The organism is Streptomyces sp. AM6-12 (genome assembly GCF_044327085.1).
Classification (GTDB): Bacteria; Actinomycetota; Actinomycetes; order Streptomycetales; family Streptomycetaceae; genus Streptomyces.
Genome location: NZ_JBIQWN010000001.1, coordinates 6,143,203 through 6,167,459, shown reverse-complemented (window position 1 = coordinate 6,167,459; position 24,257 = coordinate 6,143,203). Strand labels below are relative to the sequence as shown.

The 24,257-nt window shown below is 74.3% G+C and carries 14 protein-coding genes and 1 pseudogene; 4 read left to right on the top strand and 11 right to left on the bottom strand.

Annotation, left to right across the window (positions count from 1 at the left end):
• Positions 1 to 18 precede the first annotated feature (18 nt).
• Positions 19 to 912: a hypothetical protein gene (locus ACE4Q9_RS28090; protein WP_397987012.1), complete on the bottom strand. Its 894-nt coding sequence runs from the start codon at positions 910 to 912 to the stop codon at positions 19 to 21.
• Between the two features lie 152 nt (positions 913 to 1,064).
• The gene (locus tag ACE4Q9_RS28085) at positions 1,065 to 3,032 is read right to left on the bottom strand and encodes an acetoacetate--CoA ligase (protein WP_397987011.1); all 1,968 of its coding nucleotides are present in this window, start codon (positions 3,030 to 3,032) and stop codon (positions 1,065 to 1,067) included.
• 212 nt (positions 3,033 to 3,244) lie between these two features.
• Here ACE4Q9_RS28085 and ACE4Q9_RS28080 point away from each other — a divergent pair, with 212 nt between their 5' ends.
• Positions 3,245 to 5,593 (top strand): glycoside hydrolase family 31 protein, encoded by a 2,349-nt coding sequence (locus tag ACE4Q9_RS28080; RefSeq protein WP_397987010.1) that lies wholly within the window; start codon positions 3,245 to 3,247, stop codon positions 5,591 to 5,593.
• 197 nt (positions 5,594 to 5,790) lie between these two features.
• On the opposite strand, the gene ACE4Q9_RS28075 is transcribed toward ACE4Q9_RS28080, so the two are convergent.
• The 3 genes and pseudogenes from ACE4Q9_RS28075 to ACE4Q9_RS28065 all read right to left on the bottom strand — a co-directional run bounded on the left by ACE4Q9_RS28075 (position 5,791) and on the right by ACE4Q9_RS28065 (position 7,627).
• Complete coding sequence (locus ACE4Q9_RS28075; protein ID WP_397987009.1) at positions 5,791 to 6,324, bottom strand: NUDIX domain-containing protein; 534 nt, start codon at positions 6,322 to 6,324, stop codon at positions 5,791 to 5,793.
• Between the two features lie 103 nt (positions 6,325 to 6,427).
• A pseudogene (locus ACE4Q9_RS28070) lies at positions 6,428 to 7,037 on the bottom strand (phosphotransferase family protein); the annotation flags it as partial.
• A 110-nt stretch (positions 7,038 to 7,147) separates the two neighbouring features.
• On the bottom strand, positions 7,148 to 7,627 hold the full coding sequence (locus ACE4Q9_RS28065) for an HIT family protein (protein ID WP_397987008.1): 480 nt from the start codon (positions 7,625 to 7,627) through the stop codon (positions 7,148 to 7,150).
• A 163-nt stretch (positions 7,628 to 7,790) separates the two neighbouring features.
• On the opposite strand from ACE4Q9_RS28065, the gene ACE4Q9_RS28060 reads away from it, so the two are divergent.
• Positions 7,791 to 9,434, top strand: coding sequence for a GGDEF domain-containing protein (locus ACE4Q9_RS28060; RefSeq protein WP_397987007.1), 1,644 nt, complete (start codon positions 7,791 to 7,793; stop codon positions 9,432 to 9,434).
• A 42-nt stretch (positions 9,435 to 9,476) separates the two neighbouring features.
• Here the strand turns inward: ACE4Q9_RS28060 and ACE4Q9_RS28055 are convergent, their stop codons facing one another.
• Genes ACE4Q9_RS28055 through ACE4Q9_RS28035 form a run of 5 tightly spaced genes read right to left on the bottom strand, consistent with a single transcriptional unit; the run spans position 9,477 to position 17,528 of the window.
• Entirely contained in the window at positions 9,477 to 10,082 is a 606-nt protein-coding gene (locus tag ACE4Q9_RS28055; protein ID WP_397987006.1) for a GTP-binding protein, read from the bottom strand.
• Positions 10,063 to 13,743, bottom strand: coding sequence for a hydantoinase B/oxoprolinase family protein (locus ACE4Q9_RS28050; protein WP_397987005.1), 3,681 nt, complete (start codon positions 13,741 to 13,743; stop codon positions 10,063 to 10,065). The genes ACE4Q9_RS28055 and ACE4Q9_RS28050 overlap by 20 nt, the downstream gene beginning before the upstream one ends.
• A 24-nt stretch (positions 13,744 to 13,767) precedes the next feature.
• Positions 13,768 to 14,163 carry a DUF742 domain-containing protein gene (locus ACE4Q9_RS28045; protein ID WP_397987004.1) on the bottom strand — a complete coding sequence of 132 codons (396 nt, stop codon included), beginning with the start codon at positions 14,161 to 14,163 and terminating at the stop codon, positions 13,768 to 13,770.
• A 9-nt stretch (positions 14,164 to 14,172) separates the two neighbouring features.
• Complete coding sequence (locus ACE4Q9_RS28040; protein ID WP_397987002.1) at positions 14,173 to 14,607, bottom strand: roadblock/LC7 domain-containing protein; 435 nt, start codon at positions 14,605 to 14,607, stop codon at positions 14,173 to 14,175.
• On the bottom strand, positions 14,604 to 17,528 hold the full coding sequence (locus tag ACE4Q9_RS28035; RefSeq protein ID WP_397987001.1) for a nitrate- and nitrite sensing domain-containing protein: 2,925 nt from the start codon (positions 17,526 to 17,528) through the stop codon (positions 14,604 to 14,606). The genes ACE4Q9_RS28040 and ACE4Q9_RS28035 overlap by 4 nt, the downstream gene beginning before the upstream one ends.
• Before the next feature lie 404 nt (positions 17,529 to 17,932).
• On the opposite strand from ACE4Q9_RS28035, the gene ACE4Q9_RS28030 reads away from it, so the two are divergent.
• Together ACE4Q9_RS28030 and ACE4Q9_RS28025 are read left to right on the top strand one after the other, a co-directional pair.
• The gene (locus ACE4Q9_RS28030; RefSeq protein WP_397986999.1) at positions 17,933 to 18,373 is read left to right on the top strand and encodes a hypothetical protein; all 441 of its coding nucleotides are present in this window, start codon (positions 17,933 to 17,935) and stop codon (positions 18,371 to 18,373) included.
• 149 nt (positions 18,374 to 18,522) lie between these two features.
• Complete coding sequence (locus ACE4Q9_RS28025) at positions 18,523 to 19,302, top strand: IclR family transcriptional regulator (RefSeq protein ID WP_397986997.1); 780 nt, start codon at positions 18,523 to 18,525, stop codon at positions 19,300 to 19,302.
• A gap of 269 nt (positions 19,303 to 19,571) precedes the next feature.
• Here ACE4Q9_RS28025 and ACE4Q9_RS28020 read toward each other — a convergent pair whose 3' ends face one another.
• Positions 19,572 to 24,215 (bottom strand): hypothetical protein, encoded by a 4,644-nt coding sequence (locus ACE4Q9_RS28020; protein WP_397986995.1) that lies wholly within the window; start codon positions 24,213 to 24,215, stop codon positions 19,572 to 19,574.
• Positions 24,216 to 24,257 lie beyond the last annotated feature (42 nt).

Here is a 24,257-nt window from a genome sequence, read left to right as displayed (position 1 = left end):
TCCGGTGTTCCGCTCCGGTCAGTGGCGGTGGTCCGCTCCGCCGCTCTCCTCCCCCAGGTCCGGTGGTGCGCAGTAGTCGACGCCCGGTTCGGGGGCGATGAGGTCGCCGGACTCGGCGTCGGTGCAGTAGGCGTCGAACACCTCGGCCGCGGTGAGCGGTTCGAGGGCGCCGGCGCGCAGCCGCCAGCCGTGGACGCGGTCGGCGGTGCCGGGGGCGCTGGTGCGCAGGACGAGCCCGCCGGGGCTGCGGGTGGCGAGGCCGAGGGCGAGGACGCTGGTGAACTCCAGGGCCTCGGCCTCGTCCAGGCGGGTGGCGCCGTGGGCGTCCTCCTCGCCGTGCAGGACGGAGACGAGGGTTTCCGGTGCGCCCGAGACGGTGCACACGAGGTGCCGCTCGCCGGGCGGGGCGGTGTCGAGGATGCGGACCACGAGGTCGGAGGCGCGGGTGAAGGCGGCCCGGCCGATGTCCTCGCCGCAGGTGGGGCAGGGGCCGAGGCGGGTCAGCAGGGTGGTGGCGTACTCCCAGGTGGCCCGGCGTACGGCCGCGTCGACGAGGGTGGGGACGAGCGCTGCGAGCGGGCCGCCGTCGTAGGGGACGGTGGGGCCGGTGGCGGCGAGTTCAGCGGTGAACCGGGTGCGGCTCGCGGGCAGGTCGGGGTCCAGGCCGGTCTCGGCGCAGTAGGCGGCGTAGTCCTCGGGGTCGAACAGGGCGAGGGTGGTGTGGCCGCCGTACGCGGCGCGGTTCTTCAGGACGTCCTCGACCTGGCGGAGGTAGGTCGGGTGGTCGTCGAAGGTGAAGCTGCGGTAGCGCCGCATGGCGCGGAAGTCGTGTTCGTCGGCGAGCAGGCCGATGGTGCCGGCGATCTCGCGGCGCAGGACGCTGCGCATGGTCCGGTCGTCGGTGTGCGCCATGTTTCCCCCATGTGTGCGCGGTCGATCAATGCTCACTCACCGTAACTGTCGGCACTGACAATGCCGGATGAGGCCCCTTTGACCTGCGGGTTTACCGGACATGGGTCGGCCCCGGACGACAGGGGGTCCGGGGCCGTTCGGGTGGAGGCGCGTCAGCCGCGCTTGCGGGCCAGTTCCTCGTAGAAGGCGAGCAGCGTGAGGTCGTCGATGGAGCCGGGGTTGACCGCCTTCTCCAGCGGGGTGCCCTGGAGGAGGCGCTTGACCGGGACCTCGATGCGCTTGCCGGTGAGGGTGTGCGGGACGCCGGGCACCTCGATGATCTCGTCGGGGATATGGCGGGGCGAGAGCTGTTCGCGGATGGCCCGCTTGATCTTGTCGAGCAGCGCGTCGTCCAGCTCGGCGCCGGGGGCGAGGTGCACGAACAGCGGCATCCAGTAGCCGCCGTCGGGCTGTTCGATGCCGATGACCAGGGATTCCTTGATCTCGGGCAGGCGCTCGACCACCTCGTAGATGTCGGCGGAGCCCATGCGGACGCCCTGCCGGTTGAGGGTGGAGTCGGAGCGGCCGTGGATGATCACGGTGCCGCGCGAGGTGAGGGTGATCCAGTCGCCGTGGCGCCAGACGCCGGGGTAGGTGTCGAAGTAGCTGTCGTGGTACCGGCTGCCGTCGGGGTCGTTCCAGAAGCGGATCGGCATGGACGGCATGGGCTTGGTGACGACGAGTTCGCCCACCTCGTCCACGAGGGGCTTGCCCATGGGGTCCCAGGCCTGGAGGTCGGTGCCGAGGGCGGCGGCCTGGAGTTCGCCGGTGTGGACGGGCAGGGTGGGGACGCCGCCCGCGAAGCAGGAGCAGACGTCGGTGCCGCCGCTGACGGAGGCGATCCACAGGTCCTCGCGGACCTCGTCGTGCAGCCAGCGGAAGCCGTCGGGCGGCAGCGGGGAGCCGGTGGTGGCGACGCATTTGACGCGGGAGACGTCGTAGTCGCGGGACGGGTGGACGCCGGCTTTGCGGCAGGCCATGACGTAGGCGGCGGAGGTGCCGTAGAGGGTGGCTCCGGTGCGTTCGGCGACCTTCCACTGGGCGCCGGTGTCGGGGTAGCCAGGGCTTCCGTCGTACAGGATGATCGTCGTGCCCGTGAGCAGGCCGGAGACGAGGAAGTTCCACATCATCCAGCCGGTCGAGGTGTACCAGAAGAAGCGGTCCTCGGGGCCGAGGTCGCAGTGCAGGCCCAGCTGCTTGAGGTGTTCGACCAGGATGCCGCCCTGGGACTGGACGATGGCCTTGGGCAGGCCGGTCGTGCCGGAGGAGTAGAGCACCCACAGCGGGTGGTCGAAGGGGACCTGTTCGAAGACGGGCGCGGTGTCGCCGGAGGTCACGGCGGACCATTCGAGGGCGCCCTCGGGTGCCTCGGTGCCGAGCAGGGGGATGTGCACGACGGCGCGCAGGGTGGGCAGTTCGCGGCGCAGTTCGGCGACGGTCGCGCGGCGGTCGTGCTCCTTGCCGCCGTAGCGGTAACCGTCGACGGTGAACAGGACGACGGGTTCGACCTGCTGGAAGCGGTCGAGGACGCTGCGGGCGCCGAAGTCAGGGGCGCAGGAGGTCCACACGGCGCCGACGGCCGCGGTGGCGAGCAGGGCGACGACGGCCTGCGGGATGTTGGGCAGGTAGCCGCTGACGCGGTCGCCGGGGCGTACGCCGAGGGCGCGCAGTTCGGCGGCGAGGGAGCCGACCTGGCCGCGCAGTTCGGCCCAGGTGACGGGGCGCGGTTCGTGGGTCTCGTCCACGTGCAGCAGCGCGGGCTCGTCGGGGCGGTCCGCGGCGGCGCGCAGGGCGTGTTCGGCGTAGTTGAGGGTGGCGCCGGGGAACCACTGGGCGCCGGGCATCGTGCGGTCGCCGAGCACCTGGGTGTACGGGGTGGAGAAACGGACGTCGAACCACTCGGTGACGGCCTTCCAGAAGGCGTCCAGGTGGTCGACGGACCAGCGGTGCAGCGCGGCGTAGCCGCCGCCGGCCGGGGCCCCGTGGTGGGCGGCGGCCCACGCCTGGAACGCGGTGATGCGTGCCTGGGCGATCCGCGTGGGATCTGGCTGCCAGAGCGGCTGGGGGTTCGCGGTCGACATGGGCGGCTCCCGGACTGTACGCGTCGTGTGCGTCGGTCCGCGCACGGCAGGGTGTGCGCGTGACGCGGGCTGACAGGGACGATGCCATGTGATCGACTTCCACACCAGGGTGAGCTTCATATCATCCGTCTGGTGAAACGGCGGGCCCGGCAGAGGTGAACGGAAATTGAACGGCACGCCCGTCGGGGGCGCTCGGTGGCAGGGTGAGCAGCATGGACGGTCGTGACCTGGTGCGTTCGATGCGTGTGATCGGTTCGGGACGGGCTGCGCGGGGGGTGCGTGCGGCGTGGCGCAGACGGCGGATCGACGCCGCCGGGCTGCCGCGACGGGGCGCGGAGCGGGCGCGGGTGCCGGGGCGGGTGGAGAGCGTGGAGCCGGGGCCCGGCGGCGGGGTGATCCGGTTCAGCCGCTCGGAGCTGCGGGTCACGGTCGCGGTGAACGGCGCGGTGTTCTGGGGCTGGGACGGGGCGGCGCCGCAGCCGTCGTACGCGCTGGCGGGCAGCGGCCCGGAGCCGGATCCGCGGGCAGTCCTGGAGCCGGACAAGGACGGCGGCTGGCGGGTGGTGGCCGAGCGGGTGACGGTCGTCGTCTCCCGGCACGGCGCGGTGGAGGTGTGCACGCCGGGCGGTGTAGTGCTGCGCCGGGAGCTGCCGCCGCGCTGGTGGGAGCCGGTCGGCGGGGGCGAGGCGCGGTGGATGCAGCGCTCGGAGGTGGCGGCGGACGCCCGGTTCTTCGGGCTCGGCGGCCGCGCGTCGGGGCCGCGGCTGCGCGACGGGTCGTACCGGCTGTGGAACACCGATCCCGGCGGTGCGTTCCGACCGGGTGACGATCCGCTGTACCTGACGATGCCGGTGCAGCTGGTGGTGGCGGACGCGGGGACGCACCTGATGTTCTACGACAGCACGTGGGACGGCACGGTGGTGCTGCGCGAGGGCGAGGAGGGCGCGGGGTCCGGGCACGACCGGGCGGGGCGCTGCGAGCTGCGGATGGACGGCGGGCCGCTGCGCTGCTGGGTGATGGTGGGCCCGCCGGCGCGGGTGCTGCTCACCTGGGCCTCGCTGACGGGGGCGCCCGCGCTGCCGCCCGCCTGGGCGCTCGGTCACCAGCACGCGCGGTGGGGGTTCGGCGACGAGCAGGAGGTGCGCCGGATCGTGGCGGGCTATCAGGAGCGCGGGCTGCCCCTGGACGCCGTCCACCTGGACATCGACCACTACGACGAGCACCGGGTGTTCACGGTCGACCGGGAGCGTTTCCCGAAGCTGCCGGTGCTCGCGGAGGAGCTGCGCCGGGACGGGATCCGGCTGGTGTCGGTGGTCGATCCGGCGGTGCGGGCGGCGCCGGGCGACGCGGTGTACGACGGCGGTGCGGCGGTGGACGCGTTCGTGCGGGACGCCTCGGGGCGGCCGGTGCGGGGGGTGGTGTGGGCCGGTGAGTCCGTGTACCCGGACTTCACGCATCCGCGGGTGCGCCGGTGGTGGGGCGGGCTGTACGAGGAGCGGCTGGAGCAGGGGTTCGCGGGGTTCTGGCACGACATGAACGAGCCGGTGTCCTTCAACGCCTTCGGCGAGCCGACGCTGCCGCGCTCGGCCCGGCACGCGCTGGAGGGGCGCGGCGGGGACCATCGCGAGGCGCACAACGTGTACGGGCTGTGCATGGCCCGCGCGGGCTACGAGGGGCTGCGCGAACTCGCGCCCCAGCAGCGGCCGTTCGTGTTCTCGCGGTCGGGCTGGGCGGGCATGCAGCGCTACGGCGGCACGTGGTCGGGCGCTGTGGCGACGGGCTGGCCGGGGCTGCGGGCCACCCTGTCGCTGGTGTTGGGGCTCGGCCTGTGCGGGGTGCCCTACTCGGGCCCGGATGTCGGTGGCTTCGACGGCAGCCCGGCACCGGAGTTGTACCTGCGGTGGTTCCAGCTCGGGGCGTATCTGCCGCTGTTCCGCACCCACGCGAGCCCCCGGGCCGGGCGGCGTGAGCCGTGGGAGTTCGGGCCCGAGGTGCTGGAGCACGCGCGGGCGGCGCTGCTCGAACGCCGGCGGCTGCTGCCGTACTTGGTGACGCTCGCCCATCTGGCCCGGCGCACCGGCGCGCCCTATGTACGGCCGGTGTGGTGGAGCGCACCGGAGGACCGGGCCCTGCGCGACTGTGAGGACACGTTTCTGCTGGGTGACAGCCTGCTGGTGGCACCGGTGCTGGAACCGGGCGCGGAGCGGCGGGTGGTGCGGCTGCCGCGGGGGCGGTGGTACGACACGGTGACGGAACGGGCGTACGAGGGCCCCGCCCGGGTCCTGGTGGACGCGCCGCTGTCCCGGATACCGGTGTTCGCCCGAGCGGGCGCGGTGGTGCCGGTGCGGGGCGACGAGGGTCTGGAACTGGAGACCTGGGCGCCGGCCCCCGGGCGGAACGGGGGCGGTCTGCTGATCCGGGACGCGGGCGACGGCTGGGACATACCGGAGATGGAGCGGTATGCGGCGCGGTGGGAGGGTGAGGCGGTGGTGGTGACTCGGGAGGACGAGACCGGGGCGGGTGCGCCGGAGTGGCCGGTGCGGGTGAGGGGGTTGGGGTAGAGCGGGGTGGGGTGGGGTGACGGTGTGGGGGCTCGGGCGCGGTGAGTTGGGGGGCGCGCCCTGTGAGTCGGGTGCGTGAGGTGGCGGGGGTGCCCGGCGGGGCCGGGTGAGGCGCGCGTGCGGGTGGCCGGGGCTGCGTCAGGGGCGCGGAGGGCGTATGAGCCGGGCACGTGGGGATGCCCGGCTCGGGTGGTTGGTCAGTAGCGGCCCTCGAACCAGGCGCGGACGGCGGCGCTGTGGAGGGGGAAGGCGAGGTCCGCGGGGCGGCGCAGGAGGTGCCAGCCCTCGGTCTCGGGGGTGGGGCCGGACGGGGGGAGGGCGTCGGCCGGGCGTTCGGGGAGGAGGCCGAAGAGGAGCAGGTGGCCGTCGGGGGCGCTCATGGCGTCGACGAGGCGGACGTCGCGGGCGGCGGCGTCGATGCCGGTCTCCTCCTTGAGTTCGCGGACGACGGCCTGCTTCCAGTCCTCGCGGTCGTCCACGTAGCCGCCGGGCAGGGCGGTGCCGCCGCGGGCGGGGGCGACGGTACGGGTGATGACGACCAGGGCGGTGCCCTCGGTGTCGTATACGGGCTGGAGCGCGATCGCCACGGGCAGCGGGTTGCGGTAGGCGACGGTGCCGCAGGACGGGCAGGTGCGCGGCCAGCCGGTGACGCCCTCTCCATAGGGCACCCCGCAGGCGGAACAGTGCGATCCCGGCGCGGAGTTGGCAGTTGATTGCTGATTTTCGGACACGCGCGGACTGTATCCGATCACGGGAACGACGTCTTCCGTAAGTGGTGTTGTCCGGTACGGGCACGGTCCGGCCCGTTTTCCGTCGGCCGTGGGCCACGTCCTCGGCTCTTGCTCCGGTGGGCGGCGAAGCGTCCGGGGCCCGCAGCCGTGCGGGCGCGTCCAGCCCGGTGGGGTGGAGGGCGGCCGCGGACACGGGATCGAGCATGGGCACCCACTAGCGGGCGGTCATCGCGATTGTCCCAGAGGGGGCGGCCCGGAGCCGCCAGGTCGAAATCGATCAGGGCAACGGCGCGGCCGTCGCGGAAGACGGCGTTCTCCGGGCACACGTCGTTGTGGCACAGCATCGTTCCCCCTCCGGGTCGGCCAGGTCGGGGGGCCACGCGGCGCGGGTGTCGACCGCGGCGGCCGCGCTGGTCTCCCGCAGCCGCCGCAGCAGTCTTCCCACCGATGCGAGGGCGGCCCTCGTCATCGCCCAGGCAGGGAAGGGCGGCAGGGGCACGTCGCCGGGGATGAAGGTCAGTCGCTCACGGCCGTCCGCGGTGAGACCGACAGGGGTCGGAGCCGCGTCGAAGCCGTGCTCCTTCAGCGCGAGGAGATGGGCGTGCAGGGCGTGCGCGTTGCGCGGCGCCGGGCGCTCGGCCAGCGCACCACGGCGCACGACCGCGCCCGCGTTCGCCATCCCACCGACCCAGCGCCTCGCCCTCAGCCGTCATGCCGGGCACGCTACCGCCGGACCGGCCTCGCACGCCCATCCGGCTTTCCGGATCGACGACGTGGGATCCGCGTCTCGCGGTCCGCACCGACCCTGTCCGCCGCGGCCGTCTCAGCAAGTCGCGGGCTGCCGGTCCAGTTCGCCGCTGATCGCCTCCCGCAGCGCATCGTGTCGCGGGCCGAGCCTGAACCGCTCGTCACTCCACCGGTCACGCGGATACAGCCACACCGGCCTGCCCACCAGCTCGGCCGGCTCCCATTCGAATCGCGGCCAGACATGGGCATGCAAGAACGGGTCGGTGTTGCCGAGGATCTCCAGGTTGACCCGGCGGAAGCCGGGGTCCAGCCGGCGGCAGGCCCGCTCGACCGCTTCTGCGAGCCGGTCCATGTCCGACAGGAACGACAGTCGCTTGGCCCTGGGCAGGTCGGACAGCCGTTGCACATCCGGGTCGTCCGCGAGGAGAACCGAGTATCCGGGCAGGAACTGAACGTCGCCGATCACCGCGAAGCCGGACTCGAGCCGCCGCAACACCGTCGGATTCCGGCCCCGCAGAGCAGACCCGATCCGGTCCATTCGCCAGTCACCGGTCATGGCCCGAGACTACCCGCAGGTGATCAGGACCTGGTCTTCGCTCTCCCCACCGCGCAGGTTTCCGGGCGCTGTTCGTTTCCACGCTCTGTGATCGGTCCGGAATGCTGTGTGAACGTCTCATGAACTGGGCCTGGGGGCACGCGTGCGGCGCCATCATGCTGGCGTGCACTCCTGGACGGACACTCTCCGCTTCGCCTTCCAGCCGCTGGTCAACCTGAGGACGGGCGCGGTCGCCGCACTGGAGGCATTCGCCCGCCCGGAGACCGGTGACATCCTGGCCGAGGCCCGCCGTGACCCCGAACTGGACGGCGCGCTGGCCGTGCTGGCGTTGCGCGCGGCCATGCACCGGGAGCGGCTGCTGCCCCTGCACGTGAACGTGTTCGCGGCCACGCTCGCCGACCTCGGCGGCCTCACCCCGCTGCACGACGCGGTGCGCGCGGCGGGGCGGGGGCCCTGGGAGGTGACGCTGGACGTCGTACCGTCGTACACGCATGTGCCGCACCGGGCGTTGCTGGAGGCGGTGGCGGCGCTGCGGGAGCAGGGGTTCCGGATCAGCGCGGACGGGGTCGGGGACGGCGATGTGCCGCTGCGGCTGCTCACCGATCTCTGTCCCGACCTGATCAAGCTGGACGCCTCGCTGCTGGCCCGGCCGGCCGCGGTACGGGCGATGCGCACGCTGTGCGAGGAGTTGGCCGCACTGGTCGTGGTGGAGGGAGTGGAGACCGAGGGGCAGTACGCGGCGGCGGTGTCGGCGGGGGCGCAACTGGCGCAGGGCGAGTTGTTCGCGCCGCCGGCCCGGATCCCCGCGGCGCACGTCTATGTGCCGTCCCCCTCCCCCGCCGCGCCCTGCGTGCCCGCGACCGGGCCGTCGGTGCGGGAGTTCGTGCGCCCGGCCGCCGTACTGCCGTCGACCGCGTCGGCGGGGCAGGTGCGGGCCCTGCTGACCGGCTCGCCGGACGTCTCCGGGGTGCTGCTGGTGGACCCGGCGGGCCGGCCGGTGCGGTCGGTGCACCGCTCGCGGTTCCTGCTGTCGATGTCCGGGCGCTACGGGCACGCGCTGTACGCCGACCGTCCCGCCGCGCGGCTCGGGGACGCCCCGCGCACGGTCGGGGTGGACGCCACCGCCTGGGAGGTGCTGGACGTGGTGGCGATCGGCGGCCGGGACCGCACCAGCGACGATGTGGCGGTGGTCGACCCGCACGGGCGGTGCGTGGGGGGCGTACGGCTCGCGGATCTGGTGCGGGCGCTGGCCGAGAGCCGGGTGGAGGAGGCGGCCGGGCTCAATCCGCTGACCAGGCTTCCGGGTTCGGACGCGATCACCGGTGAGGTGGACCGGTGGATCGCGGCCGGGCGGCCGTTCGCGCTGAGCTGGCTGGACATCGACCACTTCAAGAAGGTGAACGACGGGGCCGGGTTCGCCGCGGGCGACGAGCTGATCCGGTCGGTGGGGCGGGCGCTGACGCAGGCGGTCGCCGGGCAGGCGCGGGTGGGGCACATCGGCGGGGACGACTTCCTGGTGCTGGCCGACGAGGAGACGCTGGGGCCGCTGGTCGCGGCGGTGCTGGACGCGCCCTGGTCGGCTGGCGGGCGGCCGGTCACGCTGTCGCTGGCGACCGTGGTGTGCGGGCCGGGCAGCGTGCACGACCACCGCCAGGCCGCCGCCCAGCTGGTCCCGCTGAAGCAGGCGGCCAAGGCGCTCGGCGGGGCGAGCTGGGTGCTCGGCCGCGCGGGGCTCGCCGGCCACGAGGTGCGGCGGGGTGGTGGGGCGGTGGCCGCGGTGCGGGCGGCGGCCGTCGAGCCTCGGTGAGGAACGACCGCCGCCGGCAGGCGACTTGGGCCGGCCCGTGGCTCAGCTGCCGACGGGCTGGCGGTGCGCGGCCGAGTACCGCATGGCGTGCTGGATGAGGTCGATGAGCACGTCCTTGGCCGACTCCCGGTCGCGGGCGTCGCAGAGCAGCACGGGCACTCCGGGGTCCAGGTCGAGCGCCTGGCGGACCGAGTCGGCGGGGTAACGGGCGGCGCCGTCGAAGCAGTTGACGGCGACCAGGAAGGGGATGGAGCGCCGCTCGAAGTAGTCGACGGCGGCGAAGCAGTCCTCCAGGCGGCGGGTGTCGGCGAGCACGACGGCGCCGAGCGCGCCCTCGGACAGCTCGTCCCACATGAACCAGAACCGCTCCTGTCCGGGCGTGCCGAACAGGTACAGGACCAGGTCCTCGCGCAGGGTGATCCGGCCGAAGTCCATGGCCACGGTGGTGGTGCTCTTGGCCTCCACCCCGCTGGTGTCGTCGACCGGGCGCCCGGCCTCGGTGAGCTGCTCCTCGGTGCGCAGCGGCCGGATCTCGCTGATCGCGCCGACCAGGGTGGTCTTGCCCACCCCGAAGCCGCCCGCCACCAGGATCTTGAGCGTGACGGGCTCGACCGGGGAATCGCCGTGCTCAGTACGCCCAGGGACCATCGTTCACTTCTCCTGCTTGCCGGGGTTCGGGCGACGGGCGGCCGTAGCCGCCGCCACCGGGGGTTTCGATGACGAGTACGTCGCCGGGGCCGACGTCCGCGGAGCCGTTGCCGCCGAGATCGGTGACACTGCCGTCCGCCCGCTCGACCCGGTTGGCGCCGAGCGCGCCGGGGGCACCGCCCGCCATGCCGTACGGGGGGACGCGGCGGTGCTGGGAGAGGGTGGAGACGGTCATGGGTTCCAGGAAGCGGATCCGGCGCAGCGCGCCGTCGCCGCCGCGCCAGGTGCCGGCGCCGCCGCTGCCGCGGCGGACGGCGAACTCCTCCAGGCGGACGGGCAGCCGCCACTCCAGGATCTCGGGGTCGGTGAGCCGGGAGTTGGTCATATGGGTCTGCACGACGTCGGCGCCGGGGAAGCCGTCACCCGCGCCGGACCCGGAGGCCACGGTCTCGTAGTACTGGTGGCGTTCGTTGCCGAAGGTGACGTTGTTCATCGTGCCGGAGCCCTCGGCCTGGACACCGAGGGCGGCGTACAGGGCGCCGGTGATGGCCTGGGAGGTCTCCACGTTGCCCGCGACGACGGCGGCGGGCGGCTCGGGGGCGAGCAGGGAGCCGGGCGGTACGACGATGTCCAGGGGGCGCAGGCAGCCGTCGTTGAGCGGGATGTCGTCGGCGACGAGGGTGCGGAAGACGTACAGGACGGCCGCGTTGACGACGGCGAGGGGCGCGTTGAAGTTCGTGGGGAGCTGCCCGGAGGTGCCGGTGAAGTCGATGGTGGCGCGGCGCTCGGCCCGGTCGACCCGGACCTGGACGCGGATGACGGCGCCGGAGTCGGTCTCGTACGCGTACGCCCCGTCGTCCAGGGCGTCGATGACGCGGCGGACGGATTCCTCCGCGTTGTCCTGGACGTGCCGCATGTATGCCTGTACGACGTCGAGGCCGAACTCGCCGATCATGCGGCGCACTTCGTCGACGCCCTTCTGGTTGGCGGCCATCTGGGCGCGCAGGTCGGCGAGGTTGGTGCGGGGGTTGCGGGAGGGGTAGGTGGCCTCGGTGAGCAGGCGCCGGGTCTCCTCCTCGCGGAAGCGGCCCCCCTCGGTGAGCGGCCAGTTGTCGAAGAGGACGCCCTCCTCCTCGATGGTGCGGCTGTGGGCGGGCATGGAGCCGGGGGCGATGCCGCCGATCTCGGCGTGGTGGCCGCGGGAGGCGACGTAGAAGAGGATCCGGGGCTCGCGCTCCGTGTCCGCCGGGGCGTCGGTGTCGAACACCGGGGTGATCACGGTGACGTCGGGCAGGTGGGTGCCGCCGTGGTACGGGTCGTTGACGGCGTAGGTGTCGCCCGGCCGCATCGAGGCGCCCCGGCGGCGGATGACCTCCTTGACGCTGGTGCCCATGGAGCCCAGGTGGACGGGGATGTGGGGGGCGTTGGCCACCAGGTTGCCGTCCGGGTCGAACAGGGCGCAGGAGAAGTCGAGGCGTTCCTTGATGTTGACGGACTGGGCGGTGGACTCCAGCCGGGCGCCCATCTGTTCGGCGATCGACATGAAGAGGTTGTTGAAGACCTCCAGGAGCACCGGATCGGCTTCCGTGCTCGGCCGGGAACTCCGCGTGCCGGCGGTGCGTTCCATGCGCAGATGCCCGTCGTCGGTGGCGGTGGCCCGCCAGCCGTCGTCCACGACGGTCGTCGCACCGGCCTCGGTGATGATCGCCGGGCCGGTGACGGTCTCGCCGGGAGGAAGGGCCTCGCGGCGGTGCAGGGGTACGTCGCGCCAGGAGCCGCCGGTGTGCAGGCGGACGGTCCCGGCCGCGGCGGTCCGTCCCTCGTACGGCGCGAGGGCGGTCAGATCGGGGGGTTGGGTGATGCCGGTGGCCTCGACGGAGAGAGCTTCCACGACGATCGGGCGGTCGAGGGTGAAGGAGTAGGTGGCGCGATGGCGCTGTTCGAACGCGCCGCGCATGGCGTCGGGTTCGGCCAGGTCGACGGTGAGGGCGGTGTCGGTGCCGTCGTAGCGGAGCTGGGCGCGGTGGGTGACCCGGATGCGGTCCTCGGGGACGTCCTCGGCCAGGAGTTCGGCGCGGGCGGCGGCCTCCAGGCCGGCGGCGGCCTCGCGGACGCCGGGCATGGCGGCCTGCTCCAGGGGGGCCTCGACGGACTGTTCGCGCATGGCGGTGGTGTCGGCGAGGCCGATGCCGAGCGCGGAGAGGACCCCGGCCATGGGGGGTACGAGGACGGTGCGGATGCCGAGCGACTCGGCGACCCGGCACGCGTGCTGGCCGCCCGCGCCACCGAAGGTGGTCAGCGCGTAGCGGGTGACGTCGTGGCCCTTCTGGACGGAGATTCGCTTGATCGCGTTGGCGATGTTGGCGACGGCGATGTCCAGGTAGCCCTCGGCCACCTGCTCGGGGGTGCGGTCGTCGCCGGTGGCGCGGTGGATCTCGCGGGCGAGGCCGGTGAACCGGTCGCGGACGAGAGCGGCGTCCAGCCGCTGGTCGCCGTCGGCCCCGAACACGGCCGGGAAGTGGGCGGGTTGGATCCGGCCGAGCATCACATTGGCGTCGGTGACGGTGAGCGGGCCGCCGGCCCGGTAGCAGGCGGGGCCGGGGGTGGCGCCGGCCGAGTCGGGGCCGACGCGGTAGCGGGAGCCGTCGAAGTGCAGCACGGAGCCGCCGCCCGCGGCCACGGTGTGGATGTCGAGCATCGGCGCGCGCAGCCGCACGCCCGCGACCTGCGTGTCGAAGACCCGCTCATAGGCGCCGGCGAAGTGCGAGACGTCGGTGGAGGTGCCGCCCATGTCGAAGCCGATGACCCGGTCGTAGCCCGCGCGCTGGGACATCCGGGCCATGCCGACGATGCCGCCGGCCGGTCCGGACAGGACGGCGTCCTTGCCGCGGAACTGTCCCGCCTCGGTGAGTCCGCCGTTGGATTGCATGAACATCAGCCGCACCCCGCGCAGTTCGCCGGCCACCTGGCGGACATGGCGGTGCAGTACCGGTGAGAGGTAGGCGTCGGCCACGGCGGTGTCGCCGCGCGGGACCAGCTTCATCAGCGGGCTGACCTCGCTGGACAGCGAGATCTGCGGGAAGCCGGTGCGGGCGGCGAGTTCACCGATGGCGCGTTCGTGGGCGGGGTGCAGGTGGCTGTGCAGGCAGACGACGGCGACGGCGCGGATCCCGTCGTCGTACGCCTGCTGGAGTGCGGGCGCGAGCGCGTCCAGGTCGGGGGCGCGCAGCACGGTGCCGTCGGCGGCGATGCGCTCGTCGGCCTCGATCACGCGGACGTAGAGCGGTTCGGGCAGCTCGATGCGGCGGGCGAAGATGCGCGGCCGGTTCTGGTAGGCGATGCGCAGGGCGTCGCGGAAGCCGCGGGTGATGACGAGGAGAGTGGGTTCGCCAGCGCGTTCCAGGAGGGCGTTGGTGGCGACTGTGGTGCCCATGCGGACGGCCTCGACGGGCTCCGCGGAGTCACCGAGGAGGGCGCGGATGCCGGAGACGGCGGCGTCGGGGGCGGGGCGGTGGTCGTGCCGGCCGGTTCCGGCGCCGGGCTCGGGGCTCGCCGGGTGGTCGGAGAGGACCTTGTGCGTGAGCAGGCGGCCGTCCGGGCGACGCGCGACGATGTCGGTGAAGGTGCCGCCTCGGTCGACCCAGAACTGCCAGCCTGTCACGTCAGTACTCCGCTTCCGCGCCGGTCACAGCGCCCGCAGGCCGTTGATCACGTCGCGCAGAATACTCTCGTCCGGCAGCTCGGCCGGGGGCACCGGCCGGGTGACATGGACGAGTTCCGCGTGCACGAGGTCGCCGACGAGGACCCGGACGACGCCGATGGGCAGGTCGAGTTCCGCGGCCAGTTCGGCGACCGACTGCGGGGTGCCGCGGCACAGGTCCACGATGTCCACGTGCTCGGGCGAGAGCGTCGGATCCGTCTCCGGGTCCCCGGCGGCGGGCTCCGTGACGACCACCGCGATCAGATCCAGGCGGTGCTGGGCCGTACTGGTGGTACGGCCGCGCGTCATGGCGTAGGGGCGGACGACCGGTCCGGCGTCGTCGTCGAACCAGTGGCTGCTCACCTGACCGTCTTCGCTCATGTCATCCCACTACCCGCCCGTGGGCAGGCCCGTGCGCGGGGCGGTGCCCAGGTGCACACCGACCCGCTTGACCAGGAGCGTCATCTCGTAGGCGACCTGGCCGACGTCGGAGTCGGCGTCGGACAGGACGGCCAGGCAGCTGCCGTCGCCGGCGGCGGTGACGAACAGGAAGGCGTCCTCCAGTTCGACGACGGTCTGGCGGACGCCGCCCGCGTCGAAGTGGCGGCCCACGCCCTTGGCGAGGCTGTGGAAGCCGGAGGCCACGGCGGCCAGGTGTTCGCCGTCCTCTCTGGTCAGGTCCTTGGACACGCCGGTGGGCAGTCCGTCGCCGGAGAGAATGACGGCCTTGCGGATGCTGGCGACGCGGTCGACCAGGTCGTCCAGGAGCCAGTTCAGCTCCCCGTTGCCCGTCGCCGTGTGGTCGGTCGCCTTCGGTGCGGTCATCGACCGTCCCCCTTAGTGGTTCCTTGTGCTGTGCCGGTGCGGGCAGTCTCGCCCGTGGCATTCTCCTCCCGGCCGCGCTGCCAGCCGCGCTGGAGCGAGGCCATCCGGCTGCGGACCTCGTCGGCGTCCCGGTCGGCGGGCGCCTCGGTGCGCCCGGACCGCCGTTCGGGGTCCTGCCTGAGCTGGGGGGCGAGGCTGGCCTGCCGCACACGCCGGGGCAGGGCGCCGTCGCCGGGTCCGGCGGCGGGGTCGCCGTCGTGGGGGGTGCGGGTGGGGCCGCCGTCGCGGGGGGTGTCGGCGGGGCCGCCGAGGGCGTCCGGGCCGTCGGAGGCGCTCGCGGAGGGGCGGGTGCGCCGGGGTAGTGCGGGGGTGCCGGGGCGGGCGGGGCCGCCGGTGGGGCCGGTGGGCGGAGGTGTCGCCTCGCCCGTACCGGCGCGGTCGGCCGGTTCCGCCGGGCGCAGGGCGGCCGTCCTCCGGCGCGGCAGGGGGGCCGGGCCGCCCCGGCGCGGTTCGCGGTCGGCGCGCTGGGGCTCGCGGTCGGAGCCGTACGAGTCCCGGTCGGAGCCGTGCGCGTCGCTGTCGTACCCCTTCCGACCCGAACCGTGCGCGTCCCCGGTGGCGAGGTCCGCGTCCGCCGGGTCGCGGCGGTGGGGGCGCTGGTCGGTGACCGGCCTGCCGTGCGAGCTGACCAGCTTGGGCGTCTGGCGGCGCGGCAGCGGTACGAGTCCGGGCGCGCCGGTCTCCGCCCCTGCCGGGCGCTCTTCCCCCGGTTCCCGCGCGGGGCCGTCGCCCCGGTTCAGGGCGCGGCGGTGGCGGAAGATCCCGCCGCGCTCGCTGTCCTCGTCCGGCAGGGCGCCGGGGAAGTCGTCCAGGGCGTCGAGGTCGACGGGCGCCTCCAGTTCCACCGGGCCGTCCAGGACGGTGGTGGGCACGCCGGGCAGCGCCGCGCGGGAACCGCCCGAGGCGCGCCCGGAGCTCTTCGCCGTGCGCTCCCGGTCGAGGCGGAAGCCGATGCCGTTGGTGTCCGGGACCTCGTCGCTGAGCAGCGCGTCGGGGATGAAGACGATCGCGGTGGTGCCGCCGTAGGGCGACGGCTGGAGGGAGACGCGGACGTTCTGGCGCTGGGCGAGGCGGCTGACCACGAACAGGCCGAGCCGGTCGGTGTCGGAGAGCTCGAACTCCGGGGTCTCGGCGAGGCGCAGGTTGTTGTCCAGCAGCGCCTCGGGGGTCATGCCGAGTCCCCGGTCGTGTATCTCCAGGGTGAAGCCGTTGGCGACCCGCTCGCCGATGACCTGGACGGCGGTGTGCGGGGGCGAGAACACCGTGGCGTTCTCCAGGAGTTCGGCCACGAGGTGGGTGAGGTCGGCGACGGCCGGGCCGGTCACGGCGACCCTGGGCAACCGCCGTACCTCGACCCGCTCGTAGTCCTCGACCTCGGCGACGGCGGCGCGGACCACGTCCATCAGCTGCACCGGGCGGCGCCACTGCCGGGAGGGCGCCGCGCCGGAGAGGATCACCAGGCCCTCGGCGTGCCGGCGCATCCGGGTGGTGAGGTGGTCCAGGCGGAAGAGGTCGGCGAGTTCGTCGGTGTCCTCGGTGCGGCGTTCCATGGTGTCGAGCAGGGTGAGCTGCTTGTGCAGCAGCACCTGGCTGCGGCGGGCGAGGTTGACGAAGACCTCGGAGACGCCGGCGCGCAGTTCGGACTGTTTGACGGCGGCCTCGACGGCGGCGCGCTGAAGGGTGTTGAGGGCCTGTCCGACCTCACCAATCTCGTTCTTGTCGTACTCCAGGCGCGGCACCTCGGTCTCCACGTCGACCTGTTCGCCGGCCGACAGGCGGCGCATCACGCCGGGCAGCCGGACGCCGGACGCCTCGTGCGCCTCCAGGCGCAGCCGGCGCAGGTCGCGGATGAGGCCGCGGCCGATCCGGACGGACAGGACGAGGGAGAAGACCACGGCGATCAGACCGAGCAGGCCCGCGACGACGCCCTGCGCGATGACCCGCATGGCGACGGGGTGCATACGGGCCTGGAAGCGGTCGCCCGCCTGGTCGTCCAGGGTGCCGAGGTCGGCCAGGGCGCTGCCGGCGGCGGAGTCCCAGCTCCTGGCGGTGACCCCGCCGGGGGTGCCGGAGCCATGCGCAATGACGGACTCCTCGGCCGAACGCAGCGGGGCGGTACCGGCGTTGTTCCAGAACCGCTCGTAGCGCTCGCGTTCGGCCGCGGGCAGCAGCGGCAGACTGATGTCGTACAGCAGGGTGCGCTGGGCGACGAGGTCGGAGATCTGGCGGATCTCCTCGCGGGTGAGCCGGCCCACCACGAGCGAGGAGCCGAGCAGGGCGTCCTCGCGGGAGAGCAGTTCGCGGGCGCGGGTGAGGTTGACCAGGGCGTGCGCCTGCTGGTCCATCTCGACGTCGTCGATGCCGTCGAGACCGGCGAGCAGCGCGTAACAGGGGTCGATCAGGCGGTCGTAGAGGTCCAGTGCCTGGGCGCGGCTGATGGTGCCGCCCTCGACGCTGTGGCGCAACGAGTCCAGGCCGCTGAAGGCGTCCAGGACGGCGGTGAGGTGTTCGCCGCCCTGGGAGCCGAGGGCGTGGCGCAGATGGCGCCGCTGCGCGTTCTCGCGGACCTTCGCGATCGCACGGTCGCTGGCGGTGCGGGTGCGCTGGAGCGCCGACAGGGAGTCGGAGGCGCGTGGGTCGGCGAGGTAGACGAGGGTCTGGCGGCGCTCCTGTTCGAGGACGTGGACCGTGTCCTCGGTGGGATAGCCGATGTTCTGCATGACATCGGACACCCGGAAGAGCTGGGCCACGTCACGGCCGGTGACGACCGTGGCGAAACCCCAGATGGCGGTCAGCGACAGCAGCGGCACGAGAAGCAGCGCCACGATCTTCCGGCGGATCGACTTCCCGCGAAAGCGCATGGCCTCCCCCAGCTCGACCCCCGGCCGGGGGTGCGCATGTGCGTCAACAAACGGCGCGAGCCTACTACCGCCCTACAGGTAACTCGAAGGCCTGTCCGGAAGGTGAACTTCCGTAGCGGCGGCGGTGCGGGGCGAGTTGTCCGGGCATTGCGGGAGATTGCCACCGCGATCCGGCGGGTACTCCGGGGCCGGACGGCAGGACGGGGGTCGGCGGTTGGCTGGAATTATTCCCAAGGCGGGAATCTTCGTGGCGTGTTGTTCGTCCTTCTCCACGGGAGTCGGGGGCGGATCGGGCCAGGGAAGCCCCGCCTCGCACCCCGGCCGCGTAAATCCGCGCATGCCAGGCAGCTAGTGGGGAGTCGGGGCTTCGGGTACCGGGGCGTGGGGTCCTTGGGCGGTGGGGAGTGAGTGACACGGTGAAGGGCACTGCGGAGCGGGACGGGATACAGCGGGACCGCCGGCCGTTGTGGGTCGAGGAGCCCGCGCGGCGGCACCCGCTGCCCGATCCGGTGCGGACGGCGGCGGTGCGCGCGCTGCTCATCATCGCGATCACGCTGATAGAGGCGATGGTGGCGTTCCTGTGCACCATGGCCGAGTCCTGGCCGGCGTTCCCCCTGGTGATCAGCAGCGTGTTGAGCACCGTGGCGGCCACCTGGGCCGTGGTCGACGTCTGGGTCACCCGCCAGGTGTGGAACCAGCGGTACGGCGTGATCTCCGAGCCCAGCAGCACGGCCCGCGCGCTGCGCCGCGAGCGCCGGGCGCGCCGGCGCGCGGAGCGGCGGGCGCTGCGGGAGCAGGAGCGGATACGGCGGCGGGGCGGCGCGGGGCAGCTCTCGCACCCCTGAGCCGGACCGCGAGCCGCACCCGCCCGGTGAACCGGCCGGCCCACCAGCTTGATTCGGCCACTTCGGTACGATGACGTCGCGTACGGCGCGGGCATGAGCGCCCTGCGCGACAGATTCCGGACCGGCCGACAGGTGGTGGGAGCCGAGCCATGGCCCACGCGCGCAAGCAGCAGACGGCCGGAGCGGTGCAGTCGGTGGACCGCGCCGTGAGCGTGCTGGAGATTCTGGCCCGCGACGGGGAGGCGGGCGTCACCGAGATCGCCACCGAGCTGGACGTGCACAAGTCCACGGCGTTCCGGCTGCTCGGCGTCCTGGAGAACCGGGGCCTGGTCGCACAGGCGAAGGACCGCGGCAAGTACTACCTCGGGGCCGGTGTGCTGCGCCTGGCGGGGGCGGCGGCGGTGCGGCTGGACATCTCCCAGGAGGGCGTGCCGGTCTGCCGTGAGGTCGCCGACGAGCTGGGCGAAACGGTGAACATCGCGGTGCCCGACGAAGACGCCGCCGTCAACATCATGCAGGCCCGCGGCACGGCGTCGGTGGCCGCGCAGAACTGGCTGGGCCGGCGCACCCCGCTGCACGCCACCTCCAGCGGCAAGGTGCTGCTCGCGCATCTGCCGCCCGCCGCGCGCGAGAGCCTGCTGGCGCGGCCCCTGCACCGGTTCACCGAACGCACCGTCACCGACGCCGCGAGGCTGCGGGACGAACTGGCCACCGTGGTCGAGCGGGGCTACGGCGTGACGGTCGAGGAACTGGAACCGGGCCTCGCCGCGGTGGCCGCGCCGGTGCGGGCGCACGACGGCGAGGTGATCGCGGCGATCAGCGTCTCCGGACCGGTGTACCGGCTGAACCCCGACCGGCTGGCGGAGACGGCCCGCCGCACGGTCGCGGCGGCGACGGAGCTGTCCCGCCGCATGGGGTACGGCTTCTGAACGGCGGCGGGGGAAGCCTGCGCTTCCGGCGGGGCCGCGCGGCGACGGTGAGGCCGTAATGCCGCCGGTAGGGCGTATGCCCGCCGATAGGGCCACATGCCACGGACGAGACCGCAGGCCAGCGACGGGGCCGCGCGGCGACGGCAGGACCGCGCGGCGCCGGTCAGGCCGTACGTCGCCGATCGGGGCGCACGCCGGTGACAGGACCGCGCGGCGTCGGCCTCACACCACTGGTGGGGCCACGCCCCGGCGCGCGGCCCCCGCTCCCCCTACGCGTTCACCGTCGGCTTCTTGAACATCCGTGTCGCGGTGATCTCGCTGTGCACCGCCTCCTCCGCCTCCGGCTGCTGGGGCAGGCCGGGGCGCAGGTGTTCCTCGACGCTGATGTACTTCAGTCCCGCCCTGAGGTCCGCGTCGTTGCGCAGCCGGATGACCAGCGGGAACTCGGCCAGGGCCGTGGTGTCGAACAGGCCCGTGGTGTAGAGGAGCTGGACGCCGAGGGCATCGGAGACGGCGCGCTGGAGTTCCAGGAGGTAGGTCGCGTTGGCACGGCCGATGGGGTTGTCCAGGAACAGCGTGCCCGCGTGCCGGTGCTTGTCGCGGCCCCGGTCGTTCGAGCGGAGCGCGGCCATCGTGCAGTACAGCGCGATGGCGGCGGTGAGCAGCTGGCCGCCGGAGAAGACGTCACCCATCTGCCCGACCGGGACCCGCTCGGCGCGCAGCACGGCGTCGGGCTTGAGGATCTCCACGGCCACGCCCTTGGGCTCCAGGGCCGCCGCGACGCCGCGCAGCAGCAGGGACATGCCGTCGCGCCGCAGGTCGGAGTTCTTCTTGACGGCGGCGCGGGTGGCGTCGTCGATGACCTCGCCGAGCCGTTCGGTGAGCGTGGCCTGGTCGGGCTCCTCGAAGCGGATGCGCAGGAACTCCTGGCCGGACCACTCGCCGAGCCCCTCGGCCAGCCGGGACAGCCGCTGGGCGGAGCGCAGGGTGGCGAGGGCCGACTCCACGAGGCCGCGCAGCCGGTCCACGATCGAGTCGCGGTTGCGCTCCAGCTGCGCCAGCTCGTCGGTGAGGACCCGCAGCCGGGGCGCGAAGGCGTCCGCCCACTTCTGGGCGTGCTCGGGCAGCGCGGCGGCGGGCAGCTCGCGGATCTGCTGCCGGGCGGGGGTGCGGACCTGCTCGTAGCGCGTGGAGTTGGCGTGCCGGACCAGTACGTCGCTCGCCTCGCGCACCCCGGTCTCGGCGGCGGACAGGTCGGCGGCGCAGCCGCGCAGCGAGCGGCGGGCCTCGGCGGCGGACTGCCGTGCCTCCTCCAGGCCGCCCGGATAGGGTTCGGTCTCCTCCTGCTCCTCCTCGCCGGCCTGTTCGCGCAGCAGGTCGCGGAGCATCGCGGCGATCTCGTCGAAGCCGCCGGCCGCGTCCTCGGCGGCGCGGTGGGCGGCCAGCAGCTCGCCGTGCGCGTCGCGGGCCCGGGCCAGTGCCTCGGCGCGGGCGGCGAGTTCGGTGGTCGCGGTGCGCAGCAGCGCCTGGGCGTGCTCGGCGTCGCGCGGCACCAGTTCCGCGGGCAGTTCGGTGTGGGCCTCGCCGTCCTCGGGGGCGTGCCGCTCGGCCTCGCCGCGCAGCCGGCCGAGCTGCTCGCTCGCGGTGGACATGCGGGTCTCCAGGAGCTGCACCAGCTCCTCGGCGCGGGCGGCGGCCGCCTGCCGGGACGGCCCGTCGGAGCCGTCGGGCGACTGGAGGAGCTGCTCGGCGCGGGTGCGGACCTTGTTGCTGAGCCGGTCCAGTTCGGCACGGGCGGCGCTCTCGTCGCTCTCCGCGCGGGCCTGCTCGGCGCGCAGGTCGGCGCCGACGCCGACCTTCTCGTACACCTGGGACGCGGCCCGGTACGCCTCGCGCAGGGCGGGCAGTGACGCCTCGGGCGTGCCGGTCTCCTCGACCGGTACGTCGTCGGGGGCGCCGGCGATCTCGGCGCGTTCGGCGCGCAGGGCGCGGGCGGTGCGGCGGGCGTCGTCGGCGGCGCGCTGGGCGGCGCGACGGTCCTCGTCGGCGGCGCGGGCGCGCGCCAGGCAGCTCTGGGCGCGGGCCTCGGACTCGGCGGCCTCGTCGGCGAGTTCGCGTAGCCGGGCCTGCCAGCCGGCGCGTTCGCGCAGCCGGAAGGCGAGTCCGGCGAGGGCGTCGGCGGCGCGCCGGGCCTTCTGGGCGGCCTCCTGGCGTTCGTCGCGGATCCGGACGGCCTCGGCGGCGCCCTCCTCGGCCTCCGTGCGCAGGGCGCGGGCCTCGGCGAGTTCGGCCTCGGCCTCCTCGGCGAAGGCGCGGGCCTCCTCGGCGGCGCGGGCGAGTTCGGCCAGCCGGCCCGCGGGGCAGCCGGTGCGCCAGGAGGCGAGCCGGGCGGCGAGTTCGCGGTCCTTGCCGAGCCGGGCGGCCAGCGCCCGGATCTCCTCGTCGCGCTCGGTGGCGCGGGCGCGCAGGGCCTGGCGCTCCTCGTCGGCGGCGTGCTCGTCGTGCATGGCCGGGTTCGGCGGCACCAGGAACACGCCGTCCGTGGCGGTGCCTTCGGCCGGGGTCGGGGCGAGCAGGGCGGCGGCGGTGCCGACGGCGACGGCGGAGCGGGGCAGCAGGGCGGCGTCGGCCAGCGCCTCGCGGGCCCGTGCGTGGGTGTCGGGGTCGGTGATGATGACGCCGTCGACCAGTTCGGGCCGGGCGGCGAGCACCCGTGCGTGGTCGGCGGGGTCGACGGCCTGGGCGAGATAGCGCCAGCCGGGCAGTGCGGGGATGCCGTGCTCGCCGAGGAACTCGACGGCGGCGAGGACGTCGGGGCCGGGCGGCAGCAGCCCGCCGTCGCCGAGCGCGCCGAGGATGCGGGCGTCGTCGGCGGCGGCCGTGCGCAGGTCGAAAAGCTGGCGTTCGGCGGTGGTGACCGCGTCGTCGAGGAGTTCGCGCAGTTCGTCGGCGCAGCGGTCGAGTTCGGCGGCGGTGAGCGGGCCGGCGGGCGGGCCGTCCTGGCCGGTGCGCGGGGCGCCGGGGCTCTCGTCGGTGCGCTGGGCGGGCAGGCCCGCGCGGGGTGCCGTACCGGGCAGGCCGAGGAGTTCGGCGAGGCGTTCCTCGGCGGCCAGCGCGTCCGCGAGGCGCCGTTCGGCGTCGTGGGCGCGTTCGGCGGCGGTCGCGGCGTCGGCGGCGCGGGCCGCGGTCAGCTCGGCGCGGGACTCGGCGGCGGCCGCCTCGCGGGCGTGCTCGGTGGCCGTGCGGGCGGCCTCGCGGGCGGTGTCCCAGGCGGCGACGGTGGTCTTCTCGGCGTCGGCGGCGGCGAGCGCGGCGCGGGCCGGGTCGGCGTCGGGGGCGCTGTCGTCGAGCCAGCCGGCGCGGACCGCCTCGGCGGTCTCCTGCTCGACCTCGGTGAGCCGCTGGCGCAGGTGTCCGGCCTCGCTGCGGGCGCGCTGGGCCTCGGTGGCGGCGGCGGTGGAGTCGCGGTAGGCGGCGTCGCCGGCCTCCTGGAGGGCGGCGGAGCGCTCCTCCTCCTCGTTGGCCAGGTCCTCGGCGCTTCCGGCGGCCGCGTGCAGGGCCCGTACGAGGTCCACGGCGGCCCTGGCGCGGGCGGCGAGGGCGGGGGCCGCGTCCCGTTCGGCCTCCTGGATGGCGGCGGAGACGCGGGCGACGCGGTCGGCGGCGGCGCGGTGGCGCAGCACGGCCTCGGCGGCCTGCCAGGCGGAGTGCAGGGTGCGGGCGTCGGCCAGCTCGCGCTTCTGCGCGGCGGCGGCCTTCTCGGCGGCGGCGAGGGCCAGCGAGGCGTGCCGGTAGGCGAGTTCGGCGGCGATCAGGGAGCTGCGCTCGCGGGCGCCCTCGGAGTGGGTGACGGCGTACGCGGCGGCGGTGACCCGCTGGGCGAGGTCGGCGGCCCGGACCCGCTCCTGGACGGCGCGCGCGGACAGCCGCCGGGCGAGGGTACGGGTGCGGCGCTCGGCGCCGGCGTGGATGTCACGGGCGCGGGCGCGGGTGTCGGCGGCCTCCACGATCCGGCCGAGCAGGTCGACCGAGCCGGCCGTGAAGTCGCGTTCGGCGATCAGCTCGGCGCGCCGGCCGAGCTTGTTGCCGAAGCCGCTGACCAGGTCGGCGAGGCCGTCGGTGTCGCGGGTGTCGGTGACCGCGCGCAGCAGCAGGTCGGTGAAGTCGGAGTCCTTCTTGACCGCGAACAGGCCGGCCGCCTCGCCCTCGTCGGCGTTCATCTCCCGCTGGTAGCGGAAGAGTTCGGGGTCGAGGCCGAGCTCGCCGAGGTGTTCGGTCCAGCGTTCGTGGATCTCCTCCCAGTGCACCTCCAGGTGCGGGTATGCCTTGCCGGCCTCCATGAGGGCGTCGCGGAAGCCCTTCATGGTGCGGCGGCGGCCCTGCGCGCCGGACACGCCCTCGGTGGCGGCCCGCACCGCGGTGGACTCGGCCACCGGGAGGTTGTCCAGGCTCAGTCCGGGGCCGGGCCGGAAGGAGTACCAGGCCTCGGCGAACTTGCGCGGGTCGTTGGAGACCTGGCGGCCGCGCCATTCGCTGACCTTGCCGACGACCACGCACTCGCCGGTCTGCACGTGCTGCCACTCCAGGGCGACGTGGCCGCAGTCGTCGGCGAGCAGGAACTTGCGCAGTACGCCGGAGCTGGCGCCGCCGAGGGTGTTGCGGTGGCCGGGGAGCATCACCGAGAAGATCAGCTTGAGCAGGACGGACTTGCCGCCGCCGTTCTCCAGGAACAGCACGCCCGCGGGCGCGGGGCGGCGCGGCGGGCCGGACGGCTCCTCCGCGAAGAACTCCGCCTGGGTGGGCGCCGGGTCGGGCACGGGCTCGCCGACGCCCCGCAGGTCAAGCACGGTGTCGGCGTAGCGCGCACCGGCGGGCCCGATGGAGTAGAGGCGGACCCGGGACAGCTCGTACATGGCGGACTCTCGTAAGTCTGGTGAAAGGTGCGGTCGTTCGGG